This is a genomic window from Pseudomonas sp. S2_A05, assembly GCF_054668485.1.
Map to the genome: position 1 here is coordinate 1,574,154 of NZ_CP162775.1, position 24,620 is coordinate 1,598,773.

The following is a 24,620-nucleotide window of genomic DNA, read 5'->3' on the forward strand; positions in this document are numbered from 1 at the left end:
GCCTCTGCGCCGCTCTTGTGTCGCAGGCTTGATGGGGAGACTTGATGCATATCAAGCGTGGCGGTTGGCAGAGTTGCAGAATCGTCCAATGGCGCTGACTGGAAATACACGTGATGTTCAGGCTCAAACGCATTCTGTTGATCGCACCCGCCGAAATGACCCGCACCCCGGCGTTTGATCGCGCCCGGGCGCTCGCTCGGGCCAGTGGCGCGTTGTTGCACATCGTAGCGTTCGATCATGTCCAGTCCCTGGCGTTGGCCGGCCTGATCGACCACGACGCCATGGCGCAAGCGCGTGAAGGCTATTTGCAGATGCATCGCCAGTGGCTGGAGCAGCAGGCCCGGTTTCAACGTGGCGCCGGCGTGCAAGTCAGCACCGAAGTGGTCTGGGCCGGGGCCACCCCGGCGCATGTGCTTGAGTACATCAATGACATTCATGTCGATCTGGTGATCAAGGATGCTCACCATGTTTCAGCGCTCAATCAAACGTTTCATCCGCCATTGGACTGGCTATTGGTACGAGATTGTCCCGCCTGCGTGCATCTGGTCACCGAGGCCGCACATCCGAAACCCTTGAAGATCCTGGCGGCCATTGACCTGTCGCATCTCGAGGATCTGACCCAAGGGCTCAATGACCGGATACTTGGCGTTGCATCGACATTGGCAGCTAAATGCGATGCATCGTTGCACTTGTTGAACGTCGCCAATTGGTCAGTGGTGGGTGATGCGGCGATGAGTGTGCCGAACTTGAGTCTGGATCACAGTTTGCGCGATGCGATCAACGACACTCAGCAGGAAGCCTTCGATACGCTGGCCGAGCGCTATGGTCTCGATGAAGAGCATAGCCACCTGCTCTCAGGTGTCCCGTACCGGGTGATCGAAGACTTCGCCCGGCAGCACGCGTTCGACCTGCTGGTGCTCGGTATCTGTCACCATCAAGCGCTCGACGGCTTCATCGGCGGCACGGCCGAATGCCTGATGAACCGGGCTTCTTGCAGTTTGTTGATGGTCAAGGCAATGCCTGCCACAGCCTGCCCGGTCATCGCAGCAGTTGATGGTAATCGGTTGGGGATAATCCATCAGTGACTGCGCCCGCCGTGTGCGTATTGCCATTGTTGCCAGGCGTGCCGATATTTCTCATCGGCGCGTTTCCTCGCTTCAGTGAACTTGTGCATGGTGTCTGTAGAAAACGGCTCTTCAAGGACGGCATAGGCCCGTTCGCTGAGCCGATCGGCTTCGTGAAACAGTGCGCCACTGTCATCGATCGCGTCGGGGACATTGGCGGTTGTCATGGCTGAATCATTGATGACCATATCGTGAACCTCGCAAAGCAAGAATGAGGGTGGGTTGCGGACCTGCCACCCCTGTGGCCGCATCTGTAACTTTCACGCGTTCGAGCAGCTTGTGACTGTCGCTGATCCGAAACGCGGGCGCCGCCGAATCATGACCCTATTTCGATCCAGTTTGTCGTCGCAGCGATTGATCCAGATCAATGCCGCTCGCCAGTTTCATCGCCGCTTTGTCGGTTTCCCAGGCGCTTGCGCAAGGGTGGTGGACAAGCCTCCATATTCAGGTTTCTCAGTGGGGGGGACGAGCACCATGCGCCTTGCATATGACATTTATCAAGGACGTCGCCGAGCTATGGCGCAACCTCGATTGACGTTGTTGTCTGATTCTTTCCGCCCGGGTCAGCTGCGAGTGACATGAGCGCAGATGTCCATCTCTCTGGAGACAAACATGAGCCAATATCAACACTTGTTGCTGATCATCAACCCGGCCCTGCGCCATTCTCCGGCGATAAGCCAGGCCGCCGCCCTGGCTAAAGCCAGCGGCGCGTCGCTGCATATCGCAGCCTTGATCAAATGGTGGGATTTCCTGTCGCTGCTGGAGGAAGGGGATCGGGCAAGGGCCCGTGCGGCCTATTTACAGGACCATCACGAGTGGCTGGCAAGCCAGGCTGCCAGCCTGCGAGCCGAAGGTTTGCGGGTGACGACGGAGGTTGGCTGGTCCGAAGACATGAAACGGGAGATCCTCGATCACGTCACCGTGAACCAGCCCGATTTGCTGATCAAGGAAGTGCAGCACGAATCCTTACTCAAACGCGCTTTGTTTACCCCATTGGATTGGCAGCTGCTGCGTGATTGTCCGGTGCCGGTCTACTTGTTGGGCGCTGCTGGCCCGGGTCTGCCGCGCAAGGTCGTAGCGGCAGTGGATGTAGCTGCAAGCGAAGATGATGGGGGCGCTCTCAATGACCGGATCGTCGAACAGGCCACATCCTTCGCCACTCAGTTCGGTGCAGAGTTGCACCTGTTATATGCCTATGACGTCTCGCAAAACTATCTGGATGAAGTGGTGAACAACTGGACGGTTTCGGAATTGATGAATGCCCGGCGCAAGGAACTGCAAGCGCATTACAGCGCTTTGGCGAGGAAATTCGGTGTGACGGACGAGCACAGGCATAGCAGGAGGGGCATCCCGTGGCGGTGATCAGTGAGTTTGCCGAAGAGCACGATGTGGATGTGATTGTGATGGGCAGGGTTCAACGTCACGGGCTGGAAAAACTGCTGGGAAGTACCACCGAACATATTCTGTACCAGGTTCCCTGCAGCGTACTGGCGGTCTAGCGAAAACGCTGGTGCACCTTACAAAGTCAGCGTTCCGGCCCACAACATCCGGCCAGCGTAAATCGCGGCGGCCCAGATGATGATCAACACACCCGTTTCCGGACCGCTGAGCGGCTGACCCTGACGTGTTTTCAGCGTGCCCAGGTAAATCAACGATCCAAGCGCGTAGAGCAGAGCGCTGAGCAGCAGGTATTTGGGGCCGGCGGCATACAGCTGAATCAATCGGATGATTATTCCCCTGCCGGAATCGATAACGTCGCCCTCAAACCGCCCTCTGCGCGGTTTGTCAGTTCAATCCGTCCGTTCAGTCGCATCGCGATGGTGTTGACAATGGTCAACCCCAACCCGGCTCCATGCGCCGTGCCACGGCTGTAGAAACGCTCGAACAATCGCTCTCTGTCCGATTCATCGATTCCCGGCCCTTGATCGTCGACCGTCAAATGACAGAAGCCATCGGACTCGCTCAGGTGCACGGTGATCGCACCGTGTTCGGGGGAGAAATTCGCCGCGTTGGTGATCAGGTTATTCAGCGCAATGTCGATGGCGGCGGGGTCGGCGAGGACATGAAACGGTTGGTCGCTGACCTCGAAGATCAATTCAAGGTGTTTGCTCAGCAACCATGGTGTCAATTGCACCAGGCTGTTGCGTACGGTTTCGCTGAGATCAATGCGTTGCAGTGGCGGCGGGTTGGGTTTGGGTTCAAGACGCGCCATGGTCAGCAGCTGGTTGACCAGTCGGCTCGTGCGGTCGACTCCGGAGATCAGAAACTCAAGTGACTCACGACGCTCGTCTTCGGTACCGGCCTCCTGCAGATTTTGCGCATGCACCCGCAACACCGCCAGCGGCGTGCGCATTTCATGCGCGGCATCGGCGATAAAGCGACGCTCCCGGCCGAGCACTTCCTGAATCTGCGCGAGCATGCGATTGAGCGCTGCCTGCATGGGCTCCAGCTCACTGGGCAGGGGCGTCAGTTGCAGCGGCTCAAGTGAACCACTGTGACGGGCGCGCAGAGTCGCCGCCATGTCTGCCAGGGGCTTGAGTCCCCAGCCTATGGCCAGCCAGATCATCGCGGCGAGGATCAGGCTGCCAAGCATGTTCGGCCACAGCGTGTGGCGTACGATGCGGTCGACCAGGTCGGTGCGCACATCGTCGCGCTCGCCGACCCAGATGCGCAGGCCGTTCTGCTTGTCTTCCAGCATGAACGCTCGCCATTGCCGACCTTTCAGGTCGACCACGTCGCTGAACCCCGTTCTCGTCGGCGGCGCAGTGAAGGAGGGCGCACTGGCGGTATGTACCAGCACCTCGCCTTGCGGGTTCCACACCTGAAAGGCGATTTTGCTTTCGTAAGGATGTCCGTCAACCCGGGGCTTGGCTTCCCCGAGAGCCTGATTGAACGCCTGATACAACTGCGCGTGCTCGGTACTCGCCATCGGCATACGCATCACGCCCTGCAGCAGGCGTGCGTTCTGCGCCAATTGCGCGTCGTAGACCTCGGCGATTTCGTGGTTGCTGTCATGCACGTTGAAGAGGCTGAGTACCGCCAGACCGGCCAGTAACAGGCCGATGATCAGGGTCAGCGTGCGCCGGCGGATCGAGGTCATCGACGCTCCTCCACCAGATAACCCACGCCGCGGATGGTACGGATCAGGTCGGTGGAGAACTTCTTGCGCAGGTGATGAATGTGCACTTCCAGGGTGTTGCTTTCCGCTTCTTCGTTCCAGCCGTAGAGCAACTGGATCAATTGATCGCGAGTCATCACCCGCCCCGGCGGCGACAGCAGTTCGTGCAGCAGCTGATATTCCTTGGGGGTGAGCGCGACCGGTTGGCCTTGATAACTGACCTGCTGGGTGCCGGGGTTGAGGCTGATGCCGGCGTGTTCGATCAGCGCCTGAGCGCGCCCGGCACTGCGGCGCAATAAGGCGCGCAGGCGGGCTTTGAGTTCGGCGAGGTCGAACGGCTTGACCAGGTAATCGTCAGCACCGGCGTCGAGTCCGGCAATGCGGTCTTCGGTGGCATCGCGAGCGGTGAGAATCAATACCGGCAGGTTCGAACCGCTGTCACGCAGACGACGCAACACTTCAAGGCCATCCATGCGCGGCAGACCGAGGTCCAGCACGGCGACATCAAACGTTTCGCTGAGCAGGGCATGCAAGGCGCTGCTGCCGTCCTTGAGCCAGTCGACGGTGTATCCCTCGCGGCCCAGCGCCTGATAGATGCCTTCACCCAGCGCTACGTCATCCTCGATCAGTAATAAACGCACGCGCACTCCTTTCAGTCGAGTTTCTTGTTCACGTCCACCAGCAAGGTGTCGATCTCTTTGCGACGTCCGGCGTCGGCACTTTCGCGGCCCGCACGGGGTGCGGCTTGTCTGGCCTTGATCAGCGCTGCCTTGGCTTCAGCGTAGCGCTTCTGACGGTAGAGATGGTCGCCCCAGAAGTACAGACTGTCGATGCCATCAGGGTTGAGCTGCAGGGCTTGTTTGAGCAATTGCTCGGCCTTGTCGCTGTCGCCGAAGCCGATCGGCCAGCCCGGTACGCGGTCGTACAATGCAGCGAGGCTGGTGTATGCCGAGCCTTGCAGGGCTTTAGGGTCAAGCGTCAGGGATTTTTCCAGGTCCGCTTTGGCGTCCTTGGCTTTGCCCAGGGCACCGAGCCCGCCCTCGGCACCGGCCCAACTGCTGGTGACGATGCCTTTCCAGATCCAGGCTTCGGCCACATTCGGACGTTGCGTGGCGAACGCGTTGGCTTCGCTGGCCAATTGCTCGAACGCTGCGGCGCGCTGCTTTTCCGCGACCTCGTATTGAATGTGCGCCCAGTTCTGCTGGATGCCGGTGAGACGTTGCTGATCAGCCGGCTCAAGCGCCCAGACACTTTGACTGAGGGCGGCAAACAGCAGGCATGTGGAGAGTTTTTTCATGGCTTTGAAGCCTCGTTGTCAGGTTTTTCACTGAGACGGCGGATCAGTGGCAATTGCTTGCGCAGACCGCGATCCACCAGATGCGGAAGTAAGCTGTTCAAACGGACGAAAAATCGCTCCGGCCAGCCTAGGTAGAGATCACGACGGTCGCCGGCAATCGCATGCATCACTGCCGACGCCACGGTCTGCGGATCGTCAACGCTGGCCTTGAGGGCATCGTTCAAGGCTTGCGCAGCGGCGCTGTTCATCGAGGTGCGGGTGGCCCGGGGCGCGACATACAACACGCTGACCCGCGTGTCGGCCAGCTCGCGGCGCAACGCCTCGGAGAATCCGCGCAGGGCAAATTTGCTCGCGCAATAGCTGGCGTAACCGGGGTAGCCGATCGAGCCATAGGTCGAGCCGACGTTGACCACCATCGCACTGTCAGCCTGCTTGAGCAGCGGCAACAGCATTTTGGTCAGGCAGATTGGCGCGCTGATGTTCACCGCCAGCATCGCGTTGATGTCACTGTCATCGAGCTGTTCGAGCATGGCGAAGTGATTGACCCCGGCGGCGTTGATCAGCAGGTTGATGCCGCCGATGGCGTCGGCGGCGGCCAACACTTTGCGCCGATCGCTGAGGAAGGTCAGGTCGGCGGCGACCCAGCACAGGTTCTGCGGATACCGCTCAAGCAGCGGCAACAGCGCCTCCTGATGCCGCGCCACGGCCAATACCCCGGCACCGGCGGCGCACAAGGCACTGGCGATGGCCAGGCCGATGCCGCCACTGGCACCTGTCAGCACCACGCGGGCTTCATGCAGCTGCATATTGGGCCTCAGCGTCGCGGGGCAGATCACGGAACATGTCGGTGTAGAGCCGATAGACGACTTTCGAAGCATGAATGACCGCCGCTTGATCGTCAGGGTCTTCCAGCTGATTCATCAACCGCCGATAGGTCTGCATGTGCTCGATGTCGAGCGCGCCGTGGGAGCTCAGATAGCTGAATGCCGTTTCCGGCAGCGCCAGGCGATCGCGAATGCTCCCCGCCGCGTGGGTCGCCAGGGCAATGCTGGTGCCTTCGAGCACGTTTACCATGCCGAACAGACCCACCGGATTGCCCCGGGCGATCAGATCGTAGAGAAAACTGACCATCAGCTCGATTGACAATGACGGCTGACCATCGCGCACGGCGTCGCGATCACCGCCACAGGCGGCAATGTCGTTGAGCACCCATTGTTCGTGGCCGTATTCATCTTCAATGTATTCGCACACCGCTTTGCGCAGCCATTCCAGGCGCGTCGGCAGGCGTGCACCGCAAGCCATCATCAGCGGCACGGTGTGGCGCACGTGGTAGTAAGCCTGGGCAAGAAAGGCCCGATAGCTGTCGAGGCTGACCTTGCCTTGCAATGCATCGACGATGATCGGCAGGTTGAACAGTTCGTGGCGTTCGCGTTGCGTGGCTTCTTGCAGGGTGTCGAAAAACTCATTATGCGGATTCCTCGGAAGTGGCGGATTCGGTCAGTTGCGTGCGGTACTGCGCGATGATGGCGTCGCGGCGCGGCCGGCCATTGGCGGTGAGCAGGCCGTTGGCGGCGGTGAAGGGCTGCGCCAGGCGCGTCCACTGATGCACCTGGGCGTAATCGGGCAACGCCTCGTTCGCTTCGGCGACGGCAGCGGCCAGCTCGGCATCGGTGCAGTCCGGACGATGCGGCCAGAGCAGGGCGTGGTTGTGCGGCATCGCCTCGCCATAGACGAACGCTTGAGCGATGTGGCGGCGCTGGGTCAGTTCTGACTCGACCCATTCCGGGTTGACGTTTCGCCCGTAGCTGGTGACGAATTGGTGTTTTTTGCGGCCCTTGAGATAGAGAAAACCTTCCGGATCGAACTCACCGAGATCGCCACTCGGCCACCATTGATCGGTATACGCCGGCTCCCCCAGATAACCGAGCAACACCGAACCCTTGATCAGCACTTCACCGTCCTCGGCCAACCGCACCTCGAGGTGGGGCAGAGGGCGCCCGACGCTGCCCGGACGGCGCGCGCCGGGGCGATTGAGGCATACGACCGAGGCGCACTCGGACAAGCCGTATCCCTCGTAAACCGCTAACCCGACCCGTTGCGCGCGGTGCAGCAGATCCGCTGACACCCGCGCGCCACCGACCGCGGCGAAGAGCAGGGTTTGCGGATCGAAAGCCTTCTGTTCAGCGGCGCTGACCAGAACTTGCAGCAGCTGTGGCACGAGTATCAGGCTCTCCGGCGCACGCTTGCCCAGATAACCGAGCAGGCGCGCAACATCGATGCCGCTGGCACCTTGAATGCCGAGGGTTGTCTGGCTTGGCAGGCTCAACACCGCACCGGCGTACAGCGCGGCATAACAGCCCAGGTTCTCCAGCAGGATCGCCAAAGGCAACAGCGCCAGATGGTGCTCCGGTCCAGTGGCTGCGCTTGCCTGATCAAGCTCCCGGGCAACGCGCAGGAAGCTGTCGGCGCTCAGGCACACCCCTTTCGGCGTGCCGGTGGTCCCGGAGGTAAACGTGAGTTTCGCGGTGCCCGCCGGCATGCGACTCGGGCCATTGAACGAGCGACACCAGAATTCACCTCGTAATTCATAGCCCGCCGCCAGCAGCTCGGCTTGCAGTTGCGGCTCGGCGATCACCCGTTCGGCCTGGCTCTGCTCCAGACAATGGGCGCGCTGCGCGGCACTGAAAAACGGTGGCAGCGTTACGCAGGTCAAGCCTTCGAACAACACAGCCAGATCCCAAAGCATCGCGTCGACGCCGTTGTCCAGCGCCAGCGCGATCACCTGCACCTGCTCATCGCGCAGCCGCTCCTGGCGATACAACACCTCGGCATACAGCGTGGCGTAATCTATTCTCAGCGTGTCGCCCCACAGGGCTGAGGCGTTGTCATTGCGCCGGGCATGGTCGCGCAGGGTTTCCTGGAAGCGTTGCAATTCAAGCGACATGGCAGGCTCCTTCAACAGAAGTCGGCAAACCCAGGCGAGTGAACAGGCCAATATTGCGCAAGTGAACAAATCCCGCGCGAATGTTGCCGACGTGCACCCAGGGTTTGCTTTCGTAATAACTGCCCCAGTGTTGACGCTCGTCACCCAGTCGCTGTGGATCAGCGGCGCACAATGTCACGGGCTTCAAACCGAGGCGATGGAAGCTGTTGACCAGCCCTATGTTGCCGGTGAAGGTCACCCATTCCAGGCCGCCCATGGCCAGCAGATAGGTGATGGCGATGATGCTCAGGCGCGCACTGCCGGTATCGCTGGCGGCGAGGTTGCCGACTTCGACAATGACCTTGCGATCCACTGCACGACCGGCGGCGGCGCTGATCAACGGCTCGATCGGTTCATCCAGATAGCGCTCGAGAAACAGTGCCTCCAGATGCGCTCGACGGACCCCGGCCACTGCGCACAACTGGCCATCGCTGTTGTGCATGCCGAACAGCTCGGGCATGAAATGGCGGATTTCGGCACCGTGAGCCGTGCGAAAACGCTGCTGGATAAAGGCTTCGAAGGGCGCGCGCAGCTCGTCCTCCGGCAACGCGTTTCTCAGCGTCATCGGCAACGATTCGGCCTGGCCGAAGTGCAGGGGCAGCGGGATGTTCCAGTCGAATTCGGGCATGGGCAGAACGCCTCCCTCAATGGGTTTGAGCGCAGTATCCAAGCCATTTCTTAACGAAGTCTGAAGATGAAAAACCGTTAACCGCAGCGCCGATCTTCAGACTCCCTTAAGGCTGGGCAAGCATGGTCAGCCTTGATTCAGGGCAACCGGATCGATAATTTCGAGCGAGATGATCGTCGCTCCACAACAATCACGAGGCGTTTCCTATGATTCGCGACACCGCTGTAACCCGTTATGGAAAACTCTCAATCATCCTGCATTGGCTGATGCTGGCGTTGTTCGTTGGTGTGTATGCGTGCGTCGAAATCAAAGGCTATATGCCCAAAGGCAGCGAAGCACGCGGCCTGCTGATGGGTATGCATGGCCTGTTTGGCGCAAGCATCTTCGCGTTAGTGTGGATTCGCCTGATCGGCCGCCTGACCCCGCGTCCGCCGATCATCCCCAAGCCGCCAGCGTGGCAGACCGCAATCGCGCACCTGACGCACCTGGCGCTGTATGGATTGATGATTGTCACACCGCTCCTCGCGTGGTTGATGCTCGCGGCGGGCGATAAGCCGTTTCCTTACTTCGGCTTCCATGTGCCGGCGCCGGTGGCTATTGATCCGGACCTGGCCAAACAACTCAAGTACTGGCACGAATGGATTGGCAGTGCCGGCTACTGGCTGATCGGCCTGCACGCGTTGGCGGGGCTGTTCCACCATTACTGGGTGAAGGACAACACGTTGCAGAGGATGTTGATTGAGCGTGCCCGCTCTTGAGGCAAGCATCTGGCGCTGTTCGCTGAAGGTAATGCTCGCCGTAACTGAAGCGCATGGCTGCGGTGGAGTTGAAAATCCGGAACTGCCGGCCCTCGCCGATGCCGAAATAGCATCGACAACGAGGGCAAAGCCATGACTGAAGAAAAACCCGAAGTGCCGCAAGAAGTACCGGATCAAACAACCCCGGCGCATTCCACCGAAGAAGAGCGCGAGCGCTTGAAGGACTTCAACAAGGACGGTATTCCGCCGGGCAGTTGCTGATCACCAGTTACCGCGGCTGCGTCACCAATTCTCCGCTGATCGCATCCATCATCGCCGGATGCTCCTCAGCGGCCACACGCAAATCCTCGGTGACCCGCAACTCCGCACCCGTCGGCGAGTAGGTTGCTGCCGCCGTGAAAGGTGCGGGGTTGGCCGGCACCGGGCGTTTGCCGCGGCGCCAAAAGAAAAAGCTGACCATGCTCAGGTTGACCACCGCAAATACCCAGAACAGGCCGTTGGCGCCGAACGAGTTCATCACCGGCGAGATCATCATCGGACTGATGGCCGAGCCCAGCGAGTTGATCAGCAGCAAACCCTGAATCATCGGCACCAGCGCTTCGGCCGGGGCGCGGTCGGCCGCGTGGCTGACGGCCACCGGGTACAGCGCGAAGACACCGCCACCGAGCAGAAACAGCATCGCCGCGAGCATTGTCGAAGACAGCGGCAGCAGCACAATCACCAGTGATAACGCGGTGCACGCCACCGTCAGCAGCGTCAACACCTGCAAGCGATCGGTGCGGTCGGACCAGCGTCCGACCGGATACTGCAGCAACATCGCGCCGAGAATCGTCCACGCCATCATGCTGCCGACTTCACCGACGTCCAGACCTCTGCGTTGCAGATACAGCGGCAACAAGGTGTAAATCGCCGCGATGGTCACCCCCGAGCCGAAACAGCCGACCAGCCCGGTCGGCGTCACGCCCAGCAGTTGCCGGGGTTTGAGCGGTTCGACCTGATCGAGCAGCGGCGACACGCGCGGCAGGATCACGATCGGCAGCACCGACAACGCAGCAAGCATGCCGGCGACCATGAACGGCGCGCTGTCGCTCATGCCGGTGATGGTCCCGAGCGTCGCCTGGCCCAAAACGCCAGCGCCATAAAGGACGATCATGTACAGCGCGAGCAAGCGCCCGCGAATCTTCTCGTCACCGGCCAGTAGCAGCCAGCTTTCGATCACCAGAAACACACCGACCGTGGCCCAGCCGTTGATCAGCCGCAGGACGAGCCAGCCCCAGGTGTCGTAGAACAGACCCTGCAACAGAATCGTCACGGCGATCAGCGAGGCGAAGCTGCCGTAGGCACGAATATGGCCGATGCGCAGAATCAGCCGGTCGTTGAACACCGCGCCCAGCGTCAGGCCGATGAAGTAGGCCGACGAAACAACTCCGATCATCGTCGCCGAGGCACCGGCGGCGTCCAGGCGAAGGGTGGTCAGGGAAGACAGAAAACCATTGCCCAGAGCAATAATGAACAGCCCGAGCAGGGGCGCCAGCGCCATGGCCAGCAAACGCGGAGACATAAAAACCTCAAGAAAATCGAACAGCGCAACGTGCGCCACTGCGCGTGCGGTTGCCAGGCTGGAACAGGTGTTGTGCAGGGGGTCTGCCGATCGGGCAGGGCGGTGGCGTCGGACGACATGGCCAGCCCCTGCAAGTTCGCGTCTGTGACCAGACGCGCGATGCGAGAGCGCGGGATTCTACGGCTTACGCAGGATTTGCCAATAGCTGACGGCTGCGACGTTAGGACGCAGGCTGTTTTGAGGTTCGAGAGGAGGCTGAAAACTAATCATCGGGCTGAGCTCCGACAAGGGCCATGCATGCAAAAGCTATGCAGGCCCTTGCTCGTTTCAGCGCCTAAGTATGCGATATCAACAAATCACTGATGATGCAGATTGAGCCATCCTCTGGCGGGGTGGCGTCGGTGTAGTCGATCTGGTTGTAGACCCCGCCGTGGAAATTGAACACCTGCGAATTCCAGGTTGAGTCGAGCTGCAAATCACCTGATGTACCGACAACGCCGTTGTAGTCGACGGTGACTCGAGCTACGCCGGCAGAGTTGGCGCGAATGGTCACCTTGAATTTCGCGCCCAGCGGTACGCCCTTGAGCACCGTGGTGTTGACCGGGGTGGGCTGGTTGAAACTCTGGCGGAAGCCCATGGTGATGTTGCCTTTCTGCCAGAACACCTTGATGGCGGGGCTGTCGTCGTTTTTCACATGCATCTGCGAAATAACGACTTTCTGCGCAGAGTTGACCTTGGTCACGGTCATCTCCTGATAGTTGAGGTGGTCAGCGGCACTGGCCAGCGACCAGTAGAACGATTCCTTCCATTCACAGCGGGTGCGGTGGGTGCTCTTGCTTGAGGCGCCTTTGGTCGGCGCGGACAGTTGCAGGGATCCGTCGGGCAGCACCGTGACGATGCTCGGGAACTGCGCAATGGCCTCGGCGCCGTTGAGTTCCAGTGCCACCGGATTGGTTGCCGAGACGGGTACCGGGGTGGAGAGGGTGAGATTGCTGATGTTTACGGCCATGGTTTGTACTCCTGACGATAAAAATCATTAGCGACCCAAGCCTTCGGTGGATTGGCACATCTGTCTGCGCGGACTTTCACCATCTCTTGGGCACAGCACCATAGCGGCGCATGCGGCCGCCGCGAAAACACAAAGGGCAACGATTACGCCGGCAGCCTCCAGCACAGCGCCGAAAACCGGCGTGCCAGCGGTCTGACCGAGCGCCAGAAGCAGAAACGGAATGCCCAGTCCCAGGTCCGGGCGGTCCGGCAACAAACGAATGCCTTGCAGCAGATAAACGCCTGAAGAAACGATGTAGGCCGCGCCAAACAGGCACATCGCGGCGAGGCCCGATCCGGCTGAAACTGATGCGCCAGTGAGGCCCAACGTCCCGAGGGCGATCCCGGCAAGCGCCAGATGCTGCATGCGTGCGACACCGAAGCGGCCAGTGAGCACGCCCGTCATGCAGCCGCTGATTCCCGCGGCGCCCAATACGATCCACGCCCATGCAATCGACCGATCGGAGAACCCAGCCTCGCTGCGCAGGATATCGGCACCGAATGTCCAGATCGCCGTGCTCGCCAACCCCATCAGGAAAGCACTGGCGCACAAAGGCAGTACGCCGGGTCGACGCAGCATTGCCAGCGAGAAGCTCTGCGCGACGTCACGCTCGACCCGTCGCGGCACCGCAAACCAGAGCCAGAGCGTAACGCCGATGCCGATCAAGGCAAACAGGGCATACAGCTGGCGCCATTGCCCGGCCGCCAATATCGCCGCAAAACCGGAAAAAACGATTCCCGCCGCTGTCCCGGCATTGATAAAACCATTGGCCCGCGGGCGATCCGCATCATCAAGACGCGCTGCCACCGCACTGGCCAATGGCGGCGAGGTCAGACCCGTGCTCAATCCCGCCAGCGCGACCCCGCAGCCCAACGCCAAGCCCGACCAAGCCATCACCACCAGCCCCATGCCCAGCGTCGCGGCGGCGCCGGCCATCACCGTCAACCCGCGCGGACTGATTTTGCCATTGCAGACAAACGTCGCAACGATGCCCACACAGTAAGCGGCGAACGCACTGCCACCAATCCATCCCGCAGCGGTCACGCTGAGCGTCAGATCCTGACGAATCTGCGGCAGCAGCAATCCGTAAGCGAAGCGCGCGAGGCCATAGGACAACGCCGTCAGCGCGAACGCTGCCGCGACAAGATTGAGGCTGCGCCGGTCAAGACTCACGGTGAAATCGGATTGCTGGCAGGAAAGGTTGTCTCGACCGCATGCTCCGGCCTGAACCTGGTGCGGTCGGAGTTGGAGGGATCATTAGCCATGAGTGTCCTCGAGGATGTCTGTTGCTGGAGTGGTTATCGATTCTGATAACGGACTTGCACTTGGGTTTGATGATTTTCCAACACAGCCGATGGATGGTAGAGCAAAGGGCGAGGGCAGCCGCTCGGTTGGCTTGGCGCACGTCAACCTTTGCGAGCAGGATCGAGTGATGTTTGCGGGTATCGAGGGGCGGGGGATGGCGCTTGGAGAGAGGCGAGTTAGTGCAGGACGGCACGCCGGAAGAACTGCGCGAGCGTCAGGGAGGTTTCCGCACGCTGTGGCGGATGCAAGCGAAGGTCCAAACCCGTTGAACACAGCACTACTGCGGCGAGCGGGTCCAGACCCTGACGTAATCGATGCGAAACACCGACGGCAGGTCAGCATCGTCGACCACGCCGAACCAGTCCCACATCGCTTCACTGTCGAAAACGATTTGCATGGGGAAGTGCCAGTAGGTGTTCTTCGCCTCCCGGACCAATACGCCGTCGACGTACCAGCGCAAGGTCTCGGGTTGCCAGTCGAAACCGTAGACATGAAAGGTACTGGCCAGCCGCCAAGGGGCATTCCACGTGCTGCCGGAACTCAGGTGTTGATCATTCTGCGGTCTGGCCCAGACATGGGCGTTCATGTTGTACCGGCGGTCGAACGCTTCGTTGGGGGTTTTGCCGCCGATTTCGAAGATGTCGATTTCCGTGGCGTTTTCCGGCAGCCCGGTCCACGCCAGCCAGAACGCACTGGAGCCGGCAGAGTTCATCGGCTTCGCCCGGGCTTCGTAATAGCCGTACATCCCCCGTTCATGGGTACGCACCATCGCCGAACTGTAGTCCTTGTAGCCCAAGGCGACGTATTTCTCGGGGAGGGTCTGTTTGCGGAAGGTGATGTTCAGATTACCGCTGCCGACCTTGGCGTTCTCCGGCAAAAACAGCGCCGGTTTGCGCCCGAGGGAATCGGTGCCGGTGGCGTTGTTGACGTGCCAGCGTTCGGCATCGAGCGCGCTGCCGTTGAATTCGTCGGACAGCCGTGTATCGAGTTTCCAGCCGCCGGCATTGGCCTGATCCGACAGCGGCAGATCGGGCGTAACCGGCGTCGGAGTCGGCCCTAACGGGCCAACGCGGGTCCAGGCATCGGCCTGCTGCGGAATGGCGACCGCCCATTTCTGCGCCAGATACTCGAACACGTTACGGCGTTCGTCCTGATTGCTGAATGGACGGTCATACACCAGCACTTCGGCGATGTCGCCACGGAGGATTTCCGAGGTGCCCACCACGTTGCGCGCCACCGCGAACGGGCCGATCGGCACGTCACTGGTTTCCAGCAAGGCCAGGGCTGGCTCGTAGGCGCTGGTCTGCTGCACGCTGATGCCGAAATTCGGCGCGACGTTGTCGTTGTCCGCCAGTTGCGGCCGCGAGCTGAACAGTCGCTGCCAGGCCTTGCCGCCGGCCTGCTCGGGCAGACGCCGCGAGACGATAAAGACTGTCACCGGGCCTTTGCTTGTGCGGATCGCCTGGCCCATGAACGCCGCCGTGCCGCTGAAACGCACCACACCGTGGCCGTTGAGGGCGTTGTCGACGCGCGTGGGCAATGTCGTCGCCGCGCGGTTGTCGACGACGACGTCATTGCCCTTGCCGGATTTGTCCCGCCAGCGCACGACCTGATTTTGCCCCTCCAGAGTCATCGAGGCGGGATCATTGCCGTCCAGCCACAGCACCAGTCCGTCAGCCACCGGTTGAGGAATATTGGCGCGGGCGCCAGCGCTCAGCAGCAGCAAGACAAACAGCAAGCATCGTGATCTTTTCATGAGTCGTCCCTAACATGGATGTGCGCCGGTTCAGCTACCCACCGCCAGCAGCGGCGCCGGTTGCGGGCGGTAGCCCCACGGGTTGCTGGTCTGCCAGCGCCAGCTGTCGATGAGCATTTGCGTCAGCTGGCGTTGTGCCCGCCAGCCCAGCTCGCGCCCGGCCTTGCTCGCGTCGGCGCGGCACTCGGCGATATCTCCGGCGCGGCGTGGGGCGAAGCGGTAGGGAATGCGCAGGCCGGTGACGTCTTCGAAGGCGCTGATGATCTGCAATACGCTGTAGCCGGTGCCGCTGCCGAGATTCCATACGTGCAGGCCATGCTCGTCGCCCTGCAAAACCTGTAGCGCCTTGAGATGACCTTCAGCCAGGTCCAGCACATGGATGTAATCGCGAATACAGGTGCCGTCGACTGTTGGATAGTCGTTGCCATACACGGTCAACGCAGTGCGCTGGCCGCTGGCAACCTCGGTCAGGCACGGCAGCAGATTGTTCGGTCGACCGCTGGGTGCTTCTCCGATCAGCCCGCTCTGGTGCGCGCCGATCGGGTTGAAGTATCGCAGCACAGCGATGTTCCAGCGTGAATCGGCGAGGGCAAGGTCGCTGAGCAATTCTTCGATCATCAACTTCGAGCGCCCGTAGGGATTAACCGGTTTGCCGGTGCCGTGCTCTTCCACGATGGGCATGCGGGCCGGCTCGCCGTACACCGTCGCCGAGGAACTGAACACCAGATTGAACACGTGGGCGCGGGCCATCGCCTGACACAGGTTCAGCGTGCCGAACACATTGTTGGCGTAGTAATCCATGGGGCGGCGCACGCTTTGCGCAACCGCTTTGAGCCCGGCGAAATGCAGCACCGCGTCGATCGCGTAGGTGCTGAAAATCTCTTCCAGCAGCGCGGCGTCGCGGATATCGCCCTCGATGAAATCGACGTGCGAATGACTCAACAGCTCCAGCCGTGCGACTGCTTCGCGGCTGCTGTTGCACAGGTTGTCGAGGATCAGAACCGAGTGTCCAAACTCGATCAATTGCAGTGCCGTGTGCGAACCGATGTAGCCGGCACCGCCCGTGATCAACGTGGTTTTGCGCATGACGACGTGCTCCATTGCGAGGAAATCCGGCTCAGCGGGCGGTGAACACCAACTTGAATTCTTGCGGCCAGCGCGGGTGCAGCAGGCTGTAGGCCAAGGCATAGGTCAGCGTGCCGATGGCAATGTCGCCGGCCAAGTGCGCGTAGCCGGACAGGCCGGTTTGCCGCGACGCCCACATCACCACGACGACCATCAGCAGCGAGGCGAACAGGCTGCGGTAACTGGACTGAAAGAAGCAGCGCCAGTCATAACCGATGGCGGCGTGCAGGCCGCGTACCTGCAGCGGCGTGATCAGCAGCATGCGCAGCAGCAATGCCAGCGCCGCCGCCATGCCGCCGTAGGTCGCTCCGAGCAGATAGACCAGCGCCAGCGCGAGCAGAGTGGTGGCAACTTCGGCCTTGAGCGTCAGGTGCGTGCGATTGACCGCCACCAGCGCAGTGGTTGCATACAGCGCCAGATTGCCCAGCGCCGCCGTGCAGGCGAGCACTTGCAGCAAAGGAATCGCATCGGCCCATTTCGCGCCGAAGATCAGCAGGATGATGTCCTCGGCGGTCAGGGCGATGCCGAAGAACAGCGGCGTGAGCACGAAGCCGCTGATCGCCGTGGAATCGCCTATAACCCCGATCAGGCGCGCCGGTTCGGCACTGCGCCGGGCGAACACCGGCAGGGCGTAACTCATCAAGCCGTTGCAGATCGCCGAGCGCGGCAGGTCGATGATGCGCATGGCCAGATTGAACATGCCCACCGCGTGCGCCCCGGCAGTCAGGCCGAGAATCAGATTGACGCCGCGTTGCAGGGTTTGCGAACTCATGACATTGACGCAGACCGGCAGACCGGCGCGCAGCACTTCGCCCAGCACCTGGCGGTCGATCAGCAAGGGAATGCGCCGACGCTCGCTGCGCATCAGTACCAGTGTGGAAACGCCGTCCATGATCAGCGCCTGCGCGACTACCGCCCACGGGCCGAAACCCAGCAGCGCAACAGCCACGCCGCCAACCCCGCCAGCCACTTTGCCGAGCAAGGTGCGCGAGGCCAGCAGCTTGAAATTGCCGCTGCGGCGCATCTGTGCCACATACACCCGCGCCATCAGGGTGAAAAGGATTTTCACCGAGGCCACAGCGGTCATCCAGCGCAGCGCGGTGGACGGCGTATAGAGCACGACCGCCAGCGAAATCAACGCGATCGATAGCAGGCTGACCAGCACCGCAAACCAGAACACGCTGCTGATGTGTTTGTCTTCCATCCGCTGCAGGCGCACCAGCGGGTCTTCCAGCATCGACGAGAACAGAATGCCGACCACTTCGACCACGGCGATGATCAGCGTGCCGATGCCCAGCTCAGTCGGCGTCAGCAAATGCGCGTAGACGACAAAGGTAATCATCGACAGGAAAATCAGGCCGAACTTCTCGGTGAAAATCCATGCGAGGGTCATCAGGCGACGGTTGGCCATGGCGCGATCCCTGAAATTCAGCGGCTGTTGCCCAGACTTTTGAAGCAGGCGTAGAGGTAGCGCAGGGTCGGTTTGCCCCGGGAGAACAACAGCGTCTGCCACGAATGCCCGAGCATCTGCCGGAACACCTCGATGACCCGGCGATGATCGCCGCGCCGGGAAAAGGCATTGAGAAATTCCGCGTGATTGGCGAGGACGAAATAGATCCGCTGCTGCTGGTTCAGCCGGGTGCCGTAACGCGCCAGGTACAGCTGGATGAAGCGCAGCTTGTGCGGGTAATACTTGTGCGGTTGCGCGGTGATGTTGGCGGCATTGACGGCGCGCCAGTGCAGAATCTGCGGCACGCTGTGGATCTCGCTGATTTCGGCGATGCGCGTCCACAACAGGCGGTCCTCGGCAAAACGCAGGCTCTGATCGAAGCCGCCAATGGCGACGATGATCTCGCGCAGGGCGAGTACGCCGGAGGTGCCGTTGATGATGTTCTCGCGCATGAAGTCGGCAAAGTGCTCGCCGTGTTTACAGCGATCCTCCAATTGGCGTTTGCCATCACTGAATTCGCTCATCTGAAAGCAATCGATCAAACCGACTTTGCGTCCCTGTCGGGTCAATTCCGCGTGCAGTGCCAGTTGTTTTTGCAGTTTTTCCGGATGCCAGCGGTCGTCGGCATCAAGGAAAGCGATAAAGGTTTCTTCGGCGCTGAACACGCCGCGATTGCGTGCACTGGCCGGGCCTTGGTTGGGCTGCTGCAACAGCACGATGGGGAAGGGCGCGGCGTACTGCCTGACGATCTCTGGCCCGGCATCGCTGGAACCGTCATCAACGACAATGACTTTGTCCGGCGGGCGGGTCTGTGCGCACACCGAGTCCAGTGTGCGTTGAATGCTGGCGGCGGCGTTGTACAGCGGAACCACCACGCACACGGTGACGGCCGAGGGATCATTCAGCATGGGCGTTGTTCCCGGAAAGTGCCGCGCATTGGCCGAGCATTCGCCGCTGGCAGCGGCTGCGGACGGGCGACGAGGTGGTGGCGGAAGGTCAGGCTGAGCACGCAGAAAATCAGGAACTCACCCGAGCGATAGTTGGGGATCACGTAGGCGACGTAATTGGTAACGACGAACAGGCCGATGATCACCAGCGCACAGGCCTGATAGCGCGCGGACTGATCTGCGGTGATTGCGCGATAGCGCTTGCTCAGGGTCTGGGCAAACATCAGCAGCAGGGCGATCAACTGAATCAGGCCGCCATTGAGCAGGGTTTCGACGTAGCCGCTGTGCGCGTTGCCGATGTAGCCCCAGCGCGTAATGAACGCATCTGCATCGGCACTGGCCCAGAACGCGCCGAAACCATAGCCCTTGAGAAATTGCGCATCGATCAGCGGCTGCAACAGCTCCCAGATCAACGTGCGGTCAGTGAGTGACGGGTCGCGGCCGACCAGTTCCAGCAGCATGGCGTAGTTGGCGTAAAGCACCCCACACAAGAGGAAGAACACCAACGTGGCGGCGGTGAAGGCCAGCAGTGAGCGGTTGATGCGCAGCCGGATCAGCGTGATGAAGTAGGCGTAACTGGCGGTGCCGGCGACGATCAGCGCAATCGCCGTGGCTGACTGCGCCAGACCGATGGCGATCAGCGCGAACAGCCCATACAGCATGGCCAGCGGGTTGCGCTGGCGGATCATCGGCAGCAGCAACAGGATCGCAATCGCGTTCAGGCGTGCGCCAGCGTTCTTTTCCGCGAACACCCCGCGAAAGGCCCCGTCACGGATGCCGCCGGAAATAAAGGCGATGTCCGGGCGAATCACGGCGAAGATCAACCCGACTAGCGCCGCTGCACCGATCACGCAGCCGAACAGAAAAGCGATCCGCTCGATGCTGTAGCGCCAAGCGATAAAACCGGCAAAAAACACCACGCTGAGCAGCGCAATGAAACGCTTGAAACTGAGCATCGGCTCGCTCGACCAACTGATCGACGCCGCCACGCAGCCGAGAAACAACAGCAAAAACAGGTTCTGCCGGTAGAAACTCTTGCTGAGGAACACTTTGTGGCGAATGAAGAAGAACAGCGGCACCAGCAACGTCAGCAAGCCGCAGACCTGATTGGCCAGATTGCCTTCCAGATCCTGCTGGGCATCGTCCAGCGTGCTCACATTCCCCAGGCGCAGAAAGAAGCCGATCACTTGCGTATAGAACAGCACGCCAAACAAGGTGAAGGCATCGGCCAGTGTCGAATAACGCACTTGCAGGCGGTTCATCTCAGCGCCTCCCGAGTAACGCCTTGAGGTAGGTCTGCACCGCGCGGCCGCTGACGAAGCGCGCGGCGGCATCAATCCGCCGCTGGCGATGCAGGGCTCGTGGCGCGGCCATTTGTGCGCTGATTGCGCTGGCGAGCGCGGCCGGATCGTCAACATCGACCAAGGGGGCGACGGCGCCATCGCCGAGGATTTCCTGCGGGCCGTACGGGCAGCGGGTCGCCACGACCGGCGTGCCGGTCGACAGGGCTTCGACCAACGCGTTGGGGCTGCCCTCGAAACGCGACGACAGGACGAAACAGTCCGCTCGGGCAATCTCGGCGATAGGGTCACTGGCGTATCCCGGTAGATCGCAACGCTCTGCGACGCCGAGCGCTGTCGCTTGGGCCAGCAGTTCGCCGCGCAGGGCGCCTTCGCCGAAGATGATCAGCCGCGCATCGCGTTGCGGCAGACGGGCGAAGGCGTCGATCAGAGTGTCGAAGCCCTTTTGTTGCGCCAGTCGACCCACGGCGACGATCACCGGGGTGGTTTTGTCCTTCAGCCAGGGATGGCTGGGCGCGGCGGCGGGTTTGTCACGAAAATCGTTGTCGAGCACCGGGTTGTCAGCGGTCGTCACATCGCGCGCGCGGGCGATGGTGGTGTCGACCAGATCCTCGGCGACGCCTTGTGACACGCAGATCACCGGGTTGGGAATCAGCCGGTACAACCACGGCGCCAGCCAGTAGGCGAGCTTGACCGACAATGCCGGGTTGACGTGTTTGTCCCGCGAAAAGGCATTGCGCTCGCTGACATGCAGCCGCGCCAGCGTCCCGGACAGCGCGGCGGCGGCAATCGCCACGACGTTGACGTGGGTGAGGGCGGCCAGTTGCGCGTCGTACTGATTGCTGCGTAAAAACCGTGTCAGTGCCGGCACAGCCGCCGCGCTGCGCGGACTGTCGAGCAGCACTTGCCTGACCCGCGGATCGAGCGCCGGCTGATTGATGCCGGCACCGGTGAGCATCAGCAGCGTGACTTCGTTGCCGGCCTCAACCAAGGCACCGGCGAGGCGCACCATCATTTTCTCCGCGCCGCCGGCGCCGAGGTCCTGGAGAATGATCAGCAGCTTTTTCATCGGTTCCACACCTGGTAATAAGCCTGCGCGGCGTACTGGCTGGTATAGGGCAGGATCGCGTCGCTGACTGAGCGTCGGGGCGGCGGCTCGGGTTCGCGGCTGGCCAGACTGTCGAGCAGCGCCTCGGCCAGGGCTGGCACATCGTTGACGACGACCAAACGCCCGAGGCGTCCATCGTCGAGCAACTCGCGCGGCCCGCTGCCGCAATCGGTGGACATCACCGGCGTACCCAGCGCCAGCGCCTCGACCAACACCGTCGGCAAACCTTCGTGCAATGAGCTGAGCACCAGCAACTGCGCATGGCGGATCAGCGGATAGGGATTGCGCAGATGCCCGGTGAAATGCACCAGGCGTTCGATGCCCAGCCGTTGTGTCTGCGCTTCAAGCGCTGCGCGTAACGGCCCGTCGCCGGCAATTACCAGATAGGGCAGCGGGCGTTGTTGCGCCGCCAGCGCGTAGGCGTCGAGCAGCAGCGCGAAGCCCTTGGTTTCCACTAGCCGGCCGACACCCAGCCAATAATGATGGGGCACGCCACCGGGCAACGGCGCCTGAGCCGCACGCAACAGTTGCTCGCTGATCACCGCGTTCGGGCAATAACGGATGCGCGGCTGGCCCCACGGCATCAACCCGGCAAGCGACTGGCGCAGACCGTGGGACACCGCGACTACCTTGCCGCTGCCGCACAGGTACAGCGCGTACAACAGGCGCAGGCTGGCGCGCCCGGTGTTCTGCTCGGCGCAATCCAGCGCGGCGTGGCGGGTGTAGATGACTTTGCAGGCACTGCCCAGGGTGGCGAACCAGGTGCAGAGGTTGGCCTGCTCCTTGGCGCCAATCAGATGCGTCACGCTTTCGCGGCGAATCAGCCGGCGCAACAGCACGATCGACTTCAGCCAGCCCGCGAGCCCACTGCCGCCACCGGCCATGCTCGGCGCGCCGTCGACGTTGGGCGAGTCGCCGTTCATGACGAAAAAACTCACCCGCCGGCCGTCCGCCAGAAACTGCTCGGCGAGGCGCTGCTGCACGCACTCGACGCCGCCGCCAGTCTGGTAATCCTTGAGCGTGAACAGAATATGCATCGGCACAATCCTCATGGGGCGGTGACATTGATCGCCACTTGCTGGCGCAGAATCAGTTCGGTCAGGCGCAGGGCATTGCTCGGGTAGTCGAGCAGGTAGCGCTTGATCGTGTGCGGCTCGCGATACATGCGGTAAAAGGCGCGCAGGTGCAGGCGATTGATCGCGTCGGGGTAGTAACGCTCGCCGGCATTGGCTTCCTGACGAATGAAACCGCCGCAGGTGAACGCCACGCCGCTGAAGCCACCGCGCAGCGCATCGAGGACAAAGCGCTCCTGCAGGCCGGCGCCGAGGCCGACCAGCAACAGGTTGGTCCGCTGCCGACGGATATCAGCCTGAAGCGCGGCGCCTTGCTCGGCATCGAAGTACCCGTTGTGCGCGCCGACCAGTTGCAGGCGCGGGTACTGCGTGCCGAGCTTTTCCACGAAACGATCAAGCTCCGCCTGCCGCGCACCGACCACGTAGACGCGTTTGCCGCGCTGCTCGGATTGACGCAACACAGGATCGGCAATCGAGGTGAAATCGAAACTGACCCGCTGCACCGCGCGCCCGGTGATGCGCGACATGAACCCGGACATCAGCATGCCGTCGCAAAAATACGCCAGCGACGACGGCGGCTGGCGGATGAAACTGCCGATCGAGGCGAAGTTGAGAAAGGAGAAGGCCCGGTTGGATTCCAGCAGGGCCGGCGAATAACGGTCGAGCAATTCCAGGCGGATCATGACGCGAGATCCTGTGCTTCAGCGGCGCAGGTTGGCCGGCCGACGCTGATGTAGGTGAAACCGCGTGCGCTGAGGCGTTGCGGATCGAACAAATTGCGGCCATCGAAGATCAGCGGATTTTTAAGCTGGCGGGCGAGCAGTTCGAAGTCCGGCGCGCGAAACGCTTGCCACTCGGTGACGATCACCAGCGCGTCGGCATTTTTCAGCGCCGCCTCTTTGGTGCCGGCCAGCGTCAGGTCATCGCGCGGGCCATAAAGCTGCTGCGCCTGTTCCATGGCTTTCGGGTCGAATGCCTGCACGCTGGCGCCGGCTCGCCACAACGCTTCCATCAACACGCGGCTGGGGGCCTCGCGCATGTCGTCGGTATTGGGCTTGAAGCTCAGGCCCCACAGCGCGAAGGTTTTGCCTTCCAGCGCGCCGTTGAAGTGCTCGGTGATCTTGTGGAACAGCGTGCTTTTCTGCTCGTTGTTGCGCGACTCGACTGCGCGAAGCAGGCGCGCATCGATGTCGACGCCGTGGGCGGCGTGGATCAGCGCGCGCACATCCTTGGGAAAACACGAACCGCCGTAACCGATACCGGGGTAGATGAACTGGTAGCCGATGCGCGGATCCGAGCCGATGCCATGGCGAACCATTTCGATGTCGGCGCCAAGCTTTTCGGCAAGCCCGGCCATCTCGTTCATGAAGCTGATCTTGGTTGCCAGCATGCAGTTGGCGGCGTACTTGGTCAGCTCGGCGCTGCGCACATCCATGACGATGATTTTTTCGCGGTTGCGATTGAACGGTTCGTACAGCTCGCGCATCACAGCTTCGGCACGCGGGCTGTCGGTGCCGATGATGATCCGGTCGGGGCGCATGCAGTCGTCGACCGCGCAACCTTCCTTGAGAAATTCCGGGTTGGAAACCACATCGAAGGTCAGTGCACCACGCCCGCTTTCGCCGAGGATGGCGCTGATGCATTCGCGCACCCGGTCCGCCGTGCCCACCGGCACCGTGGATTTGTCGACGATGATCTGCTCGCCGCGCAGGTGTTCGCCGATGGTACGGGCGACGCTGAGGACATGTTTGAGATCCGCCGAGCCGTCCTCGTCCGGCGGCGTGCCGACCGCGATCAGCAACACATCGCCGTGCTTTACCGCAGCGGCCAGATCACTGCCGAATTGCAGACGGCCGCTGTGATGATTGTCCCGCACCAGGCTTTTCAGACCCGGCTCGTAGATGGGCAGAGTGCCGTCATTCAAGGCCTGCACCTTGGCCGCGTCGACATCCACACACAGCACGTTGTGGCCGACCTCGGCCAGCGCGGCGCCCTGGACCAGTCCGACATAACCGATACCGAATACACTCACATTCAT

Annotated in this window: 24 protein-coding genes and 1 pseudogene; 4 read left to right on the forward strand and 21 right to left on the reverse strand. The window is 61.6% G+C overall.

Annotation, left to right across the window (positions count from 1 at the left end):
• Positions 1–113: 113 nt before the first annotated feature.
• The gene (locus AB4O12_RS07360; protein ID WP_460061135.1) at positions 114–1,085 is read left to right on the forward strand and encodes a universal stress protein; all 972 of its coding nucleotides are present in this window, start codon (positions 114–116) and stop codon (positions 1,083–1,085) included.
• Here AB4O12_RS07360 and AB4O12_RS07365 read toward each other — a convergent pair.
• Complete coding sequence (locus AB4O12_RS07365; RefSeq protein ID WP_224787233.1) at positions 1,079–1,291, reverse strand: hypothetical protein; 213 nt, start codon at positions 1,289–1,291, stop codon at positions 1,079–1,081. The genes AB4O12_RS07360 and AB4O12_RS07365 overlap by 7 nt on opposite strands.
• Positions 1,292–1,736: 445 nt before the next feature.
• On the opposite strand from AB4O12_RS07365, the pseudogene AB4O12_RS07370 reads away from it, so the two are divergent.
• Positions 1,737–2,623 (forward strand): annotated as a pseudogene (locus AB4O12_RS07370) (universal stress protein).
• Between the two features lie 18 nt (positions 2,624–2,641).
• On the opposite strand, the gene AB4O12_RS07375 reads toward AB4O12_RS07370, so the two are convergent.
• From AB4O12_RS07375 to AB4O12_RS07410, 8 genes are read right to left on the reverse strand one after another with little or no spacing between them, the layout of a single operon-like run.
• Positions 2,642–2,845, reverse strand: a complete 204-nt coding sequence (locus AB4O12_RS07375) for a hypothetical protein (protein ID WP_056785583.1) — start codon at positions 2,843–2,845, stop codon at positions 2,642–2,644.
• An 8-nt stretch (positions 2,846–2,853) separates the two neighbouring features.
• Positions 2,854–4,224, reverse strand: a complete 1,371-nt coding sequence (locus tag AB4O12_RS07380; RefSeq protein WP_252878075.1) for an ATP-binding protein — start codon at positions 4,222–4,224, stop codon at positions 2,854–2,856.
• The gene (locus tag AB4O12_RS07385) at positions 4,221–4,883 is read right to left on the reverse strand and encodes a response regulator (RefSeq protein ID WP_016774538.1); all 663 of its coding nucleotides are present in this window, start codon (positions 4,881–4,883) and stop codon (positions 4,221–4,223) included. The genes AB4O12_RS07380 and AB4O12_RS07385 overlap by 4 nt, the downstream gene beginning before the upstream one ends.
• Positions 4,884–4,894: 11 nt before the next feature.
• Positions 4,895–5,539 carry a tetratricopeptide repeat protein gene (locus AB4O12_RS07390; RefSeq protein WP_252869431.1) on the reverse strand — a complete coding sequence of 215 codons (645 nt, stop codon included), beginning with the start codon at positions 5,537–5,539 and terminating at the stop codon, positions 4,895–4,897.
• Positions 5,536–6,345, reverse strand: a complete 810-nt coding sequence (locus AB4O12_RS07395) for an SDR family oxidoreductase (RefSeq protein ID WP_460061138.1) — start codon at positions 6,343–6,345, stop codon at positions 5,536–5,538. Before AB4O12_RS07395 ends, AB4O12_RS07390 begins: the two co-directional genes overlap by 4 nt.
• Positions 6,332–6,988: a TenA family transcriptional regulator gene (locus AB4O12_RS07400; protein WP_460062416.1), complete on the reverse strand. Its 657-nt coding sequence runs from the start codon at positions 6,986–6,988 to the stop codon at positions 6,332–6,334. Before AB4O12_RS07400 ends, AB4O12_RS07395 begins: the two co-directional genes overlap by 14 nt.
• 16 nt (positions 6,989–7,004) lie before the next feature.
• The gene (locus AB4O12_RS07405; protein WP_460061140.1) at positions 7,005–8,483 is read right to left on the reverse strand and encodes an AMP-binding protein; all 1,479 of its coding nucleotides are present in this window, start codon (positions 8,481–8,483) and stop codon (positions 7,005–7,007) included.
• The gene (locus AB4O12_RS07410) at positions 8,473–9,150 is read right to left on the reverse strand and encodes a thermostable hemolysin (protein WP_056785596.1); all 678 of its coding nucleotides are present in this window, start codon (positions 9,148–9,150) and stop codon (positions 8,473–8,475) included. Before AB4O12_RS07410 ends, AB4O12_RS07405 begins: the two co-directional genes overlap by 11 nt.
• Positions 9,151–9,356: 206 nt before the next feature.
• Between AB4O12_RS07410 and AB4O12_RS07415 the strand changes: the two genes are divergently transcribed.
• Complete coding sequence (locus AB4O12_RS07415) at positions 9,357–9,908, forward strand: cytochrome b (RefSeq protein WP_150742029.1); 552 nt, start codon at positions 9,357–9,359, stop codon at positions 9,906–9,908.
• 132 nt (positions 9,909–10,040) lie between these two features.
• Positions 10,041–10,169, forward strand: coding sequence for a hypothetical protein (locus AB4O12_RS07420; RefSeq protein WP_290127647.1), 129 nt, complete (start codon positions 10,041–10,043; stop codon positions 10,167–10,169).
• A gap of 7 nt (positions 10,170–10,176) precedes the next feature.
• On the opposite strand, the gene AB4O12_RS07425 is transcribed toward AB4O12_RS07420, so the two are convergent.
• The 12 genes from AB4O12_RS07425 to AB4O12_RS07480 form a co-directional block, all read right to left on the reverse strand.
• The gene (locus AB4O12_RS07425) at positions 10,177–11,469 is read right to left on the reverse strand and encodes an MFS transporter (RefSeq protein ID WP_095179835.1); all 1,293 of its coding nucleotides are present in this window, start codon (positions 11,467–11,469) and stop codon (positions 10,177–10,179) included.
• Between the two features lie 334 nt (positions 11,470–11,803).
• Positions 11,804–12,478, reverse strand: a complete 675-nt coding sequence (locus AB4O12_RS07430; protein WP_056785602.1) for a polysaccharide lyase family 7 protein — start codon at positions 12,476–12,478, stop codon at positions 11,804–11,806.
• A gap of 27 nt (positions 12,479–12,505) precedes the next feature.
• Complete coding sequence (locus tag AB4O12_RS07435) at positions 12,506–13,690, reverse strand: MFS transporter (RefSeq protein ID WP_460061144.1); 1,185 nt, start codon at positions 13,688–13,690, stop codon at positions 12,506–12,508.
• A gap of 409 nt (positions 13,691–14,099) precedes the next feature.
• Positions 14,100–15,578, reverse strand: coding sequence for a family 16 glycosylhydrolase (locus AB4O12_RS07440; protein ID WP_460061146.1), 1,479 nt, complete (start codon positions 15,576–15,578; stop codon positions 14,100–14,102).
• A 30-nt stretch (positions 15,579–15,608) separates the two neighbouring features.
• The gene (gene galE, locus AB4O12_RS07445; RefSeq protein ID WP_460061149.1) at positions 15,609–16,664 is read right to left on the reverse strand and encodes a UDP-glucose 4-epimerase GalE; all 1,056 of its coding nucleotides are present in this window, start codon (positions 16,662–16,664) and stop codon (positions 15,609–15,611) included.
• A gap of 31 nt (positions 16,665–16,695) precedes the next feature.
• Positions 16,696–18,114, reverse strand: a complete 1,419-nt coding sequence (locus AB4O12_RS07450) for an oligosaccharide flippase family protein (protein ID WP_353187771.1) — start codon at positions 18,112–18,114, stop codon at positions 16,696–16,698.
• Positions 18,115–18,131: 17 nt separating this feature from the next.
• Positions 18,132–19,061 (reverse strand): glycosyltransferase family 2 protein, encoded by a 930-nt coding sequence (locus AB4O12_RS07455; RefSeq protein ID WP_305383005.1) that lies wholly within the window; start codon positions 19,059–19,061, stop codon positions 18,132–18,134.
• A complete protein-coding gene (locus AB4O12_RS07460; RefSeq protein WP_252885930.1) occupies positions 19,055–20,362 on the reverse strand; it encodes an O-antigen ligase family protein in 1,308 nt (435 codons plus the stop codon). The genes AB4O12_RS07455 and AB4O12_RS07460 overlap by 7 nt, the downstream gene beginning before the upstream one ends.
• Before the next feature lies 1 nt (position 20,363).
• Positions 20,364–21,470, reverse strand: a complete 1,107-nt coding sequence (locus AB4O12_RS07465; protein ID WP_150635431.1) for a glycosyltransferase — start codon at positions 21,468–21,470, stop codon at positions 20,364–20,366.
• Positions 21,467–22,546 (reverse strand): glycosyltransferase, encoded by a 1,080-nt coding sequence (locus AB4O12_RS07470; RefSeq protein ID WP_095179850.1) that lies wholly within the window; start codon positions 22,544–22,546, stop codon positions 21,467–21,469. The genes AB4O12_RS07465 and AB4O12_RS07470 overlap by 4 nt, the downstream gene beginning before the upstream one ends.
• A gap of 11 nt (positions 22,547–22,557) precedes the next feature.
• Positions 22,558–23,265 carry a WecB/TagA/CpsF family glycosyltransferase gene (locus AB4O12_RS07475; RefSeq protein ID WP_375123646.1) on the reverse strand — a complete coding sequence of 236 codons (708 nt, stop codon included), beginning with the start codon at positions 23,263–23,265 and terminating at the stop codon, positions 22,558–22,560.
• Positions 23,262–24,620: a UDP-glucose dehydrogenase family protein gene (locus AB4O12_RS07480; RefSeq protein WP_375123647.1), complete on the reverse strand. Its 1,359-nt coding sequence runs from the start codon at positions 24,618–24,620 to the stop codon at positions 23,262–23,264. Before AB4O12_RS07480 ends, AB4O12_RS07475 begins: the two co-directional genes overlap by 4 nt.